9 protein-coding genes are annotated in these 12,148 nt (G+C 33.6%); 2 read left to right on the top strand and 7 right to left on the bottom strand.

Annotation, left to right across the window (positions count from 1 at the left end; all coding sequences use genetic code 11):
* Positions 1 to 51 precede the first annotated feature (51 nt).
* From BGI23_RS09405 to BGI23_RS09390, 4 genes are all read right to left on the bottom strand, one after another.
* Complete coding sequence (locus BGI23_RS09405) at positions 52 to 1,701, bottom strand: copper resistance CopC/CopD family protein (protein WP_070805776.1); 1,650 nt, start codon at positions 1,699 to 1,701, stop codon at positions 52 to 54.
* Between the two features lie 329 nt (positions 1,702 to 2,030).
* A complete protein-coding gene (locus BGI23_RS09400; RefSeq protein ID WP_070805775.1) occupies positions 2,031 to 2,450 on the bottom strand; it encodes a VOC family protein in 420 nt (139 codons plus the stop codon).
* An 83-nt stretch (positions 2,451 to 2,533) separates the two neighbouring features.
* Positions 2,534 to 3,892: a branched-chain amino acid transport system II carrier protein gene (gene brnQ, locus BGI23_RS09395; RefSeq protein ID WP_070805774.1), complete on the bottom strand. Its 1,359-nt coding sequence runs from the start codon at positions 3,890 to 3,892 to the stop codon at positions 2,534 to 2,536.
* A 239-nt stretch (positions 3,893 to 4,131) separates the two neighbouring features.
* Entirely contained in the window at positions 4,132 to 4,824 is a 693-nt protein-coding gene (locus tag BGI23_RS09390; RefSeq protein ID WP_000522518.1) for an FMN-dependent NADH-azoreductase, read from the bottom strand.
* A 294-nt stretch (positions 4,825 to 5,118) separates the two neighbouring features.
* Here BGI23_RS09390 and BGI23_RS09385 point away from each other — a divergent pair, with 294 nt between their 5' ends.
* Positions 5,119 to 6,084, top strand: a complete 966-nt coding sequence (locus BGI23_RS09385; protein ID WP_070805773.1) for an arsenic resistance protein — start codon at positions 5,119 to 5,121, stop codon at positions 6,082 to 6,084.
* Between the two features lie 126 nt (positions 6,085 to 6,210).
* Here the strand turns inward: BGI23_RS09385 and BGI23_RS09380 are convergent, their stop codons facing one another.
* Both BGI23_RS09380 and topB read right to left on the bottom strand, forming a co-directional pair.
* Positions 6,211 to 7,458 carry a DUF4153 domain-containing protein gene (locus tag BGI23_RS09380; protein WP_070805772.1) on the bottom strand — a complete coding sequence of 416 codons (1,248 nt, stop codon included), beginning with the start codon at positions 7,456 to 7,458 and terminating at the stop codon, positions 6,211 to 6,213.
* 268 nt (positions 7,459 to 7,726) lie between these two features.
* Positions 7,727 to 9,871: a DNA topoisomerase III gene (gene topB / locus BGI23_RS09375; RefSeq protein ID WP_070805771.1), complete on the bottom strand. Its 2,145-nt coding sequence runs from the start codon at positions 9,869 to 9,871 to the stop codon at positions 7,727 to 7,729.
* A gap of 333 nt (positions 9,872 to 10,204) precedes the next feature.
* On the opposite strand from topB, the gene BGI23_RS09370 reads away from it, so the two are divergent.
* On the top strand, positions 10,205 to 10,750 hold the full coding sequence (locus BGI23_RS09370) for a hypothetical protein (protein WP_070805770.1): 546 nt from the start codon (positions 10,205 to 10,207) through the stop codon (positions 10,748 to 10,750).
* 110 nt (positions 10,751 to 10,860) lie between these two features.
* Here BGI23_RS09370 and BGI23_RS09365 read toward each other — a convergent pair whose 3' ends face one another.
* The gene (locus BGI23_RS09365; protein WP_070805769.1) at positions 10,861 to 12,144 is read right to left on the bottom strand and encodes an aminopeptidase P family protein; all 1,284 of its coding nucleotides are present in this window, start codon (positions 12,142 to 12,144) and stop codon (positions 10,861 to 10,863) included.
* Positions 12,145 to 12,148 lie beyond the last annotated feature (4 nt).

Here is a 12,148-nt window from a genome sequence, read left to right as displayed (position 1 = left end):
CCCGCTATTTACCGGGTAGCCCAATTGATGAGGGCTGCTTAAAGTTTCACTTTATCTGCCACCTACAACAAATTTATAATCCGTATCAAAGCTATCAAGCGATTTCGTTAATCCATGTACTTGTATATTCCAGTTGCCTGTCATGTTAATATACATACCTTCTGCTTCATATTCTCCCGGTGAAACTGCCGAAACTTTAAATGATCCTTTTCCCATATTCATATCTAACGATTGAGTCGTTAATATGATTTGTTCCATATTAGTAACAGGTTGTCCGTTCTCATCCTTTAAAGTAATATGGAATATATTTTGTCCTACTCTATTAGGACTTACATTTAGCGTCATTTCATATCCATTATCTAATTGTTTACTCTCTGTAAAAGGTCCAGTAGGAGGCATCGGTGGTGTTTGTACGTTTGTCATAAAAGCTACGATTACGAAAATGATAATTCCAATGATAAACTCTACCTTCACCGTAGCACCTAATCCTTGCTCCGCTCTCATTTTCCCTTTCACATAATGAATAATTCCCAATATCCCCATGAAAACGAATAAAAGTATCTTTGCTAGTAAAGCTAATCCATACTTCGTATCAAATAACGAGTGGATTGTTGGAATAAAAAATGTACTGTTAAAAAGACCAGTTATGAAAATCACAATGACAGCGCATGTTGCCCACGGTGAAAAACGCTTAATCATATCCCAATACATATTCCATTTGTTATCCTCTTTACGTAACAGAAGAATAATGGACGATAAACCACCAATCCATAATGAAGCTGCGAATAAATGTAAAAAATCCATAACAACAGCAATGTCTTTAAACTTTAAACCATATGCGTGACTATTAAATGCTTTCATAACAAGTATCCCAATAAACAATACTATTGGAATGCTCCATACTTTAAACGACGAAAGCTTCTCACGCTTCATCACAAAATACGTAACGATTATAAGCGAACTAATAAGAGTCATTTGAGTAATCCATACATAACCAAAAACAGAAAGCTGTAATGTTTCTTTTAATAGTAAAGGATTGAATGCTTCTAGCCATGAAACATCCGCATTTATTTTCGCTTGCAATGGTAGATTAAATAACAAGCTAATCAATATACCAAATAAGGAGATCCATATTATGTTCTTACTCCTTGATCGGACCGAAGTTGCATTCCCTTTATACATAATAAGATTAAAGAATAGCACGCCTATAAATAATGAGAAACTTGTATATAAAATTCCACGTTCCATAATCATATCGATTTGTGGGACGTAACCCATCTCTTCCACTTGTATATCGTCTGCTCCAGCTTCCGCTAATCCAATACGGAATGGAATAACTCCTTGAATTGGATGGCCATCAGCTGAAATCACTTTCCACTGAATAGAGTAGAGACCATTTTTAAGATTCTCTTTCAATCCAGCTTCTAATAGCTTTTTATTTTTTGTATCAATATGAGCATCTTTTAAATCGACCCTTTTACCTGATGTATCTCTCACGTACAATGTATTAAAACTTGAAACTTGTATGTCCTCATCGAATTCAATTTTCACAACAGATGGTGCTTTCTTCAATGTTTCATTTTCAGTAGGATTTGATTTCACAACGTACGCATGAGCAGATGCACTTTTCGGTATCAATATGATAAGCACACATGCAAGTAATAGCCATGTCCCTACCCTTCTCATTACTTTCACAATCATTTCACTTCTTTCTTACTCATCGCTCTATTTTCATGCCTTTAACTTCCTAAGTTTAATTCTCGGGCGAAATATTAACCTAATTAAATATAAATTTCTATACAGTATAACTCTTTATTTCTCTCTCACCTCTAAACTTCTAATAAAATAGTAACTACCTGTATAGATACAACTTACATTTTTAAAGTCGATTGTTATTATATCATAAAATATATTTATGTAAGTTCCTGAAGAAGAAAAGTTATCGTGAATCATTTGTGAAGAAAATGTGAAATACATAAATAAAAAGATGTTACTTTATTACGTAACATCTTTTTAAAAATATCTTTTTTCTATTTCTCTTCCGGATAATCACAATACTCTATGATTGTTCCCTCTGTATCCGCTGGATTAAGATAGATTAATCTTCTGCCGTGTTTATTAATTCGAAGCGTATGCTCTAACGTTCGAATGCCTTGTTCTTTCAATTCCTCTAAAGCTACATCTAAATCATCTACTCGATATGCAACGTGATGAACGCCTTTACCTTTTTGTTTTATAAATCGGGCAATTGGTGAAGTGGTGTTATTTGTCGGCGCAAGCAATTCAATTCTATCTCCATCCACTTCAAGAATGGCTACTTCACTTTCAACACCAGGCGCTTCACTTACGTAACGATCTATTAAAGTTCCTGACAACACCTTTTCATAAAAATGTATCGTACTATCTATATCTCGAACTGCTATGCCGATATGATCAATTGTTTTTTTCATTTTATTTCCCCTACTACTTTATTTTCTTTCATTATTAATAGTAACAAAAAAAGCTATAGAAACAAGTTCTATAACTTTTTTATTTAACCTATTTTCTTATTCGTATTTGCTGCTGGTTGAATTTGATTTTTTAATTTTAAAACGCTAATGCCATATCCGATACATCCACTGATAATCGCTGGGAAGATCCAGCCTAATCCTACTTCCTGCATCGGAAGGAATTTAGTGAACACTTGGGTTACTACTTCAACGTTAACTCCAGCTGCACTTAATCCATCGAATAAGCTGATAATAAATGTTACAGTTAAGCTCACTTGATAAACTTCAGCTCTTCCTTTGAATAATGAATGGAAGAATGTTAAGAAAATCAATACGATTGCTAGTGGATAAATTGCTGTTAATACTGGAACAGAAACTGCAATTAATTGTGTTAATCCTACATTTGCAACAATTGCACTAAATACACATAGCGTGATTGCAATTGCTTTGTAAGGAACATTTGGGAATAACTTATGGAAGAATGAAGAACATGCTGATACAAGTCCCACACTAGTTGTTAAACAAGCTACTGTAATCATTAACCCTAATAATACTCCGCCATATGATCCAAAATAGTAGTTGGAAACTTTCGCTAATACTTCTCCGCCGTTCTCTAAATGTCCAAGCTTTGCAACACTTGAAGCACCCATATAAGAAAGTGCTGTATAGATAATTGCTAAAATAGATGCGGCAATGATTGTTGCTTTCGCACAAACGACCATAATTTGTGTTTTCGTTTTTGCACCTTTTTCTTTAATTGCATTAATGATGATGATTCCGAATACGAATGATGCAAGCGTGTCCATCGTTAAGTATCCCTCTTGGAACCCTTTAAAGAATGCATGTGATGTATAAGCTTCAACTGGTGCTTGCATTTCTCCAATCGGATGAATAAAAGCAACGATTACTAAAATACCGATGAAAGTTAACTTAATTGGCGTTAAGATTTTTCCAACAATATCGACAATTTTCGCAGGATTTAGCGAAAAAAAACAAGTGATGCTAAAGAATACAATTGTGAAAAGAATTAAAGGTGTAGAACCTAATCCCTCTGGCATAAACGGTTTAAGACCAATTTCATAAGAAACATTTCCTGTTCTTGGTATTGCAAATAACGGGCCAATCGCCAAGTATAAAACTGTTGTAAACACAATCCCGAATACTGGGTGAGCACGACTTGCTAATGACTGTAAATCATCTTTACCCGAAAAACCAAATGCTAGTACACCTAGTAATGGTAATCCAACACCTGTTACTAAAAATCCAGCGTTAGCAATCCATACATTTTCTCCTGCCGATTGACCAAGCATTGCTGGGAATATTAAATTTCCTGCCCCGAAAAATAGTGCAAATAACATTAAACCAATAACAACTATGAACGAAAACGGTACTTTATTCGTCATAATATAACCTCCATTCAATATAACCTATGTCATTTCCATTTTTAACTAATTGAATTTTCTGAATATTTAACTTGAGTATCAACTATTCTTGAACTCATTATAGTTTGATATATAATATTTTGCAATACTATTTTCAAACTTTTCATTCATTTTATGAATATACATTTTTTAACATAGAAATAGACTAAAAAACCAACATGGTCATCCATGTTGGTTTTTCCATTTTTACTATCAATTAATTAAAATTTCGCCGCTACTTTTTTAACGTTCTCTAAACCTTCTTCAACAATTTGTTGTGAGCGATCTGGATATTGGTTGTGCCCTTCAATTACAACAGTCTCTGGATTTGTAATTCCCCAGAATCCAAGTACAGTTGTTACGTAATTAACTGCCATTTCCATAGGAGCCATTTGTTCTGAAGAGTAATCTGAACCACGAGCACCTAACACAACTACTTTCTTACCACCAGCTAAACCTTCTGGGCCATTAGCTGTATATTTAAACGTTTTTCCAGCTTGAGATAAGTATGAAATATATGTGATTAATGGTGCTGGTACAGTAAAGTTCCATAATGGGAATGCAAATACAACTTTATCAGCTTCTAAAAACTGATTTAAATATTGATCTACTGTAGCAACTGCCTTCTCTTCTTCTGCTGTTAATTCCATACCTTGACTACGTTTATATCCACCTGAAATAGCAATATTTCCGTAATAAGGAAGATCTAATGCAAATAAATCTAACTCTGTAATTTCTGTATTCGGATTTACTTCTTTATAAGTATTTACAAATGTTTCATACATTTTTGAACTAACTGCTTGCTCCGCTGGACGATCGTTTGCTTTTACAAATAATACTTTTGACATTTTTTTATTCCCCTCTACTTTTGTATTTTCTTCTTTTTTACCAAATAACGAGCTAAATAATCCCATTTTCTTCACCTAAACTTTCTTATCATATTCATTATTCAACATCATAAAAATTCTTATTCTAATAAAAAGTTCCAATTGATACCTTAAGGAAAGTTAATTAAAACTTTTTGTTATTTAATTACCTTATGTAAGTGATTGTAATATAGCTACTTACTTTAGTCAAGTAGCTTTTAATAAAAAATAAATCTCAAATTAAAAACATTTACTAAAATACAATTGAACACCAAATTACAGCCTTATTACTTGTATAATAAACTTAGAGAGGAAAATTCATATATTAGAAAGGATTCATTCATGAGCACGATAGAAAAGATTCAAACTTTTATTATTCTTTTTGCTGTTACATGCGGCATCATACTTGGACAATTTAATGTTATACATATGTATTCAGACAAATTTATTGTTCCCTTTTTATTTTTCATGCTATATGGATTATTCCTCAGCATCCCATTGAAAGAAATAAAAAACGGATTTCGCAATTTAAAATTTGCTGGAACAAGTCTTACTATTAACTTCTTATGGACACCTTTACTCGCTTGGGGGTTAGGAGCACTATTTCTTTCAGATCACCCAGCACTTTGGGTTGGATTTATAATGCTAATGGTTACTCCATGTACAGATTGGTACTTAATCTTTACTGAAATAGCAAAAGGTAATGTAGCACTTTCTACAGCGATTTTACCAGTAAATTTAATTTTGCAAGTACTACTACTTCCCATTTATTTATTTTTATTCGCTGGTGTTATGAAGACTGTAGCGGTTTCTGTTTTAGTAGGAAGTATTGTTATCGTAATCGTCTTACCATTTTTACTTGCACACGCTACAAAATTCATTATGAATAAACTGAAAAAAGCTGAAACGCTCGAGAATAAACTCATTCCGTTTTTCAGCTCTGCCCAAATTGTATTTTTAAGTTTAGCAATCGTAGCGATGTTTGCATCACAAGGTAAATATTTACTACAAAATATGAATGTCGTTTTATTATTACTCATTCCTGTTCTATTGTTCTTCATCATTAATTTTGTACTAGGACAATTTATCGGGCACGTTATGCGTTTATCTTATAAAGATACAGTAAGTCTAAACTTAACAACGTTAGCAAGAAACTCACCTGTTGCTCTTGCTATTGCTGTAACAGCTTTTCCAGATGAGCCTCTTATCGCACTTGCACTCGTTATTGGACCTTTAATTGAGTTACCCGTTCTTGCTTGTGTTTCACAGGTGTTGTTACTTATTAAGAAGAAGCAGCAATATACATAATAAAAAACGTCCTGCCATAGGACGTTTTTTATTGTCGAGAAATTATATAATGAACGATCATTATCGGCTCTAAGCATTTTATACGTTATAGAAGAATTAATTTGTCGTTACATTAACAGTTCCTTTCTAATTAAAAATTAAAGGAAACGTAAATATAACGAAAGCTGCCCAAAGTCCGTAAATTGGTAAATACTTCGTAACGGCATCTTGGATAGCTGTCGGTCCTGATTTGTTTTGCAAGAAACGCATATAGGAAAACATAATCCAAATTAAATTTGCCCAGATCAGTATGTTTACCCCTAAAACAGCAAGTCTATTAGGTGTAATCCCGTAAGAAGAAAGTCTGAATACAATGGCTGATAAAGCGACAGTGTCAATAATAAGCGCCAGAACAATTAAGGCAAAATTTATATAGTCTGAAATGTTCTTTTTCTCATCTGAATCACTCTCAACGATAGAAAATATAGTAACCGCCAATACACCAAGGAGTATTCCGTTAAAGGCCATTAAGAAATTGCGATCCAAGAATGGATTTTTCCCGACCCAAATTACCGTTATTAGATAGATAAACATTGTAATCAAGACAAGTGGACTAAAAATTTTAGATATGTATGGTGTAATATTTTTAGCAAGTTTAAGATTCAATGATACTAAGTATGCAGCCACTACAGCGAGAGCGGCAGCTCCAAATAAAACAACATTACTAAAATAGAACTCTCCTATATCCAAGTCAACAAAGCTAAATAATCGCATGGTGAATACTGCTAGTATCATTCCACTCACTGCCATGCTCGCGTAGAGAAGACCATATTCTAAATTAAATTTAATATAAGCTAATCTTGTACTACCTTTGGAATATTCATTTCCTGTAAACGCAAGTCCCAATAAGACCCATAACAATATAGGAAGATGTAAATACGCAAGGATACTGCTGTCTTTATAATTTAATGGCAACATATTGAGATACAACCCGGCAATTAGGAACAACGCTGCAAGGAAATAAATAATACTTTTTTTCGGGGTATTATTGTAAACAAAATAAGCAGCGATAAAGGGAATTACACCAAAAGCTAGGTTAATTGGAGCAATTGCTTCCTGCTCTACAAAGTGGAAAATGATTCTAGTGCTTAGCCCAGCTAGAATAGCTAACATGCCCATGAATAAGAAACCTTTTTGAAACAGTGATATTTTTTCTGCATTTGTCTTTCCCTTGAAATGCAATCTTTCATACCAGGCAGCTAGCACCTGAGAATCAGAGTTTTCATCCCATGCTTGTGAGAATGACTTTTTAAAAGCTTTCGGGTCTTTTCTATACATTCTCTCCAACTCATGAGGGTTATCCATATTTTCAATAATCAAATTGTGATCGTTCATAGTTTTACCTCCTCTAATAAAAAACAGCTTTGTTACCTTTCTATAAAAAGCATCTCACTGATTTATTATGATAATGATTTTAATACACAATTTATTGTTTTACAATAAAAAATTATCAATTATAAAGATTTTTTTATTGTATATTTTATTCCGAACAAAAATATATAATACTACTTATTCAAAAAAATATCCTATAGAATAGACTTTTTTTAAGCGTCTATTCTATAGGATATAATTTAATTATCATATTTTTATTTGTTAAAACAACTTAATTCTCAAACACAAAATTAATCCTATTATCTTTCCACTCTAACTTCGCATCAAATGTTTTCTCGCCCTTTTTAAAGCCTTTAATTAAATCGGTTTTCTCACCTTTTAAGAGCTTTGTCATATTCTTTTGCGAAATTGTTTTACTTAATATTTTCTTCGAGATGGTAAAGTCACATTGTGTCGTGTTGTAATTAGAACAGCCGTAAAACGTTGACTTATCAATTACATCGCCATCACATTTTTTACAGCTACCAACCTTTTTACCTGTTGTAAATTTCGATCCTTTTCGCTCAATCGATTCAACATGCAATCCAGTAAAGTCCCATTTCTCTGACATTTCCACTGCATCTTCAATAATTTTAGCTGATAGCTTTTTCGTTTGTTCCATAAATGTAGCTGGTGAAGCCGTGCCTTCACCAATTTCTGCAAGGCGCTGCTCCCATTTCGCTGTCATTTCTGGTGAAGCTAGTATTTTGTCACCGATTGCGGTAATTAATACTTTCCCTTTATCGGTCGCATACACTTGGTTCTTCTTCACATCTATATATTTACGATCTTTTAGCATCGTAATAATACCTGCACGGGTCGCTTCTGTACCTAAACCTTCTGTTTTCTTTAATACTTTCTCAAGCTCTTCATTCTCTAAATACTTACCAGCTGTTTTCATTAACGTAATAAGTTGTCCTTCTGTATAACGCTTCGGTGGTTGTGTTTTTCCCTCTTTCACTTTCACCTTTACAACTTTTCCTTCTTCACCTTCAGCTACAATTGGAAGAATTGTTTCGTCATCTTTATCGTCTTGGAAAATAACTTTACGCCAGCCTTCTTGAATTTGCTGTTTTCCTTTTGAAATAAATTCAGCACGTTCATCTACAAGCGTTACAATCGTTGTATAGTCAAAGATTGCAACTTCATAATGAGCTGCAATAAGCCTTCTTACGATCATATCGTAAATTTTCTTTTCATCACCTGATAATCTACTTGGATTTGTAACTTGCTCTGTCGGAATAATGGCATAGTGATCTGTTACTTTCTTTTCATTCACATAACGCTTATTGTTCATAATCGATTCAACCGGAGCTGGTAATAAATCTTTATATTCATCAAACTGACTTAACTTCTGTAAAATATCAGGGAACGTCGCTGCCTCTCCTTGGGTAACATAGTTGGAATCCGAACGAGGATAAGAAACAATCCCTTTTTGATATAGTGCTTGCGTTATATCAAGCGTCTTTTTCGGTGAAAACTTAAAGGCTTTATTTGCCGTTGCTTGTAGTGATGATAAGTTAAATAAAAGCGGCGGCTGAAATTCTTTACGCTCCGTTTTCATTTCCTTCACTACTGCCGGTTTACCTTGGCAAAATGCTGCAATTTTATTCGCCATATCAGGGTCTTTTAAGCGGGATTCACTATCCTTCTCCCATTTCCCCTCATACTTCTTTCCTTCTATATTAAAGGTCGCGAACACTTCCCAGAACGGCTCTGACTTAAAGTTTTCTATTTCCTTTTCACGCTTTACGATTAACGCGAGTGTCGGTGTTTGTACACGACCAGCTGAAAATACATCATTCATTCCTTTTTTCTTTAACAAAATACTAAACACACGCGATGCATTCATACCAACAACCCAATCCGCACATGACCTTGTATACGCCTCATAGTACGTATTGATTGTATCTGATTCGTCAAGCAAATTTTTAAATCCTTGGTAAATAGCTTGCTTCGTTAAAGAGGAAATCCAAAGACGCTTCATCGGCTTTTGTACGTTACAAAGATTAATAATGTTTCGTACAATTAATTCCCCTTCGCGCCCAGCATCGCCCGCATGAATAATTTCTGTTACCTGTGGATTATGTAACAGCTGTTTCACAATGTTAAACTGCTTATACTTTGACTTTGTTACTTCAAATTGAAAACGCTCTGGAATCATCGGTAACGTATCAAGTGACCATTTTTTCCACTCTGCGTGATAATGTTCTGGATTACATAACTGCGTCAAATGACCAATTGCCCATGTACAGTACGCTCCATTTGGAAATAACTCATTCGCTTCTACTTCTAAATATCCATCTTTCCGGCGATATTTAAACTGTGAAACAAGAGCCAAACCTTGATCTGGTTTCTCGGCAATAATTAATTTCATTTTATAACTCCCTATCTGTATTCCACTGTTACTTTCATTGTCTATCTGTTTAGAAGCGATGATAAAACAACAATCTTATTTATCATTCGCGGGTTGTCCCGAGTAATGGGATAACTATAATATTATACGCTTATTCTTTATTGCTTCACAATAGAAACTCATTATATAACACTTTCTTTCACATGTTCACACGTAAAAAAAGACGTAAAAAAATCAAACGCCACCTTGCTTTCATTTATGAAATTGTGCAGATAATATGCAGATATAAATAAGCATAAGTACTCTCTATATGAACATATGATGAAGTGAATGATAGGACAGGGAGGTATCATGATGTTTGCTTATACATTAAATGCCTTAATGCTTTGCTGTATCTCAATTATTATTACATCATATATTTCGAAACGTAGTGGTACCCTAATGGAGTATATGGTATTTATTATGTCTTTTAGTATGAGTATCGGTTTAAGTATAGGTTTTTATTTAGGTATTCTATTTAAAGGAGAATTGCTATATTCTACTTTGCTTGCTATTTTAATTAGTGGATTTATCGGCTTTTTTACCGGTCTACGTTTTCATCTGTACACTGCTTTAGAAGGAATGTTCTCTGGATTAATGGCAAGTATGATGGGAGCAATGATTACAGAAATGTTAAACGCTCAACAAGCTCATAGTATACTCTTTATTAGCCTTTTACTTACGATAACAATAACTATGTCATGTATATTTCAAATTTTATCAGAAACCTTTTCTACTTTTATTCAACGGCGTTTTTTGTTATTACTTTCAATTAGTGTGGTAATTATCGTTGTCGTATTCGTGACATTCCCAGATCATACTCCCCCATCTTCATCCGGGCATGATCAACATATACATTGACATTTGGAATATAATTGACTTTATAAATTGAAGATGCTTTTCGAGGAAATATCGCCGTTTCAAATGAACAAAATAAAAAGACGCTCAAACTTGAGCGTCTTTCCCAATCATTATTTCGTAACAACTTCATCTTTTTTTACATGTACATTATTTTCTCTCATAAACGCTTCAATCTCTTCAACTTCTCTAAGGATATCTTTTGACAAGTTTTCGTATCCGTCTTTCGTTACAAGAATATCATCTTCAATACGAATTCCAATCGATTCTTCTTCAATATAAAGACCAGGTTCAATTGTAATAACCATGCCTTCTTCTAATACTCTATCTTTGTATGTCCCTACATCATGCGTATCTAAACCAAGGAAATGGCTGACACCATGATAATAATATTTTGATAACTCTTCATCTTCTTGAATTAAACCAACCGCTTTACACCCTTCTGCAAGTACTTTTTTAGCATGCTCATTTAATGCAGCGAACTTTAAACCTGGCTTAATAATCTCTGTTGTTTCTTTTAATGCTTTTAATACAATATTATAAATTTGTTTTTGGCGACTAGAGAATGTTCCATTTGCCGGGAATGTATAACTAATATCAGCGTTATAGTAGTCTTTTTGAGCGCCTAAATCTAGTAATACTAAATCACCATTTTGAATTTGTGCATCATTATCTTCATAATGAAGAACTGTAGCATTTTTCCCACTTGCCAAAATTGTATTGAATGCATGATGTTTAATACCAGAAGATTTCAGTGTGAAATCAAACTGGGCTTCTAATTCATATTCCATCATGTTTGCTTTTGCATGCTTAAGTACATTGTAAATACCGTCTTTCGTTACAGCAATCGCTTCTTTCATAATTTCAATTTCTTCTTCTGTTTTAAACACTCGTAATTCACAAATATTTGGATATACATTACCAATTGTTACGTGGGGGTATTGTTCTCTTACATGTTTAGCAAACGCTAATGTTTTTGTCTCTGTACCATTCCACTCACGACGCTCTAAATCTAAAAATAGATGCTTCACATTTTCTGTAAAAAATATATTTGACATCGTCTTTTCAAAGCTATCTAAAGATACAACTTTCTTTATACCTGAAATTTTCTCTGCCTCTTCGCTAGAAACTGTTTTCCCAACCCATTTTTCCATTACTGGATCTGATTTTTCAATGAAAAGTGTCTCTTCTACACTATTCCCAAACTTTTTCAGCATAAAAATAACATTTGGTTCATCGATTCCTGTTACATAATAAAAATTCCGATTCGGCACAAACTTATAATGTGCATCCGCTGACATATGAGGTGCTTGTCCAGCAAATAAAATGGTAATTGATTCATCTGGTAATGTGTTTACTAATCGTTCTCTATTTTGAGCAAAAAATGTTGCTTTCATAATA

It is taken from the genome of Bacillus sp. ABP14 (assembly GCF_001831375.1).
GTDB lineage: Bacteria > Bacillota > Bacilli > Bacillales > Bacillaceae_G > Bacillus_A > Bacillus_A paranthracis.
Note: the sequence above shows the minus strand (reverse complement) of the source record. Positions and strands in the feature narration are given on the sequence as shown.

Bases quoted from the DNA above. Each gene is read 5' to 3' on its own strand.
- BGI23_RS09380 (WP_070805772.1), bottom strand. From the start codon at position 7,458: ATGAACGATCACAATTTGATTATTGAAAATATGGATAACCCTCATGAG.
- BGI23_RS09400 (WP_070805775.1), bottom strand. From the start codon at position 2,450: ATGAAAAAAACAATTGATCATATCGGCATAGCAGTTCGAGATATAGAT.
- topB (WP_070805771.1), bottom strand. From the start codon at position 9,871: ATGAAATTAATTATTGCCGAGAAACCAGATCAAGGTTTGGCTCTTGTT.
- BGI23_RS09385 (WP_070805773.1), top strand. From the start codon at position 5,119: ATGAGCACGATAGAAAAGATTCAAACTTTTATTATTCTTTTTGCTGTT.
- BGI23_RS09390 (WP_000522518.1), bottom strand. From the start codon at position 4,824: ATGGGATTATTTAGCTCGTTATTTGGTAAAAAAGAAGAAAATACAAAA.
- BGI23_RS09370 (WP_070805770.1), top strand. From the start codon at position 10,205: ATGTTTGCTTATACATTAAATGCCTTAATGCTTTGCTGTATCTCAATT.
- BGI23_RS09405 (WP_070805776.1), bottom strand. From the start codon at position 1,701: ATGATTGTGAAAGTAATGAGAAGGGTAGGGACATGGCTATTACTTGCA.
- BGI23_RS09365 (WP_070805769.1), bottom strand. From the start codon at position 12,144: ATGAAAGCAACATTTTTTGCTCAAAATAGAGAACGATTAGTAAACACA.
- brnQ (WP_070805774.1), bottom strand. From the start codon at position 3,892: ATGACGAATAAAGTACCGTTTTCGTTCATAGTTGTTATTGGTTTAATG.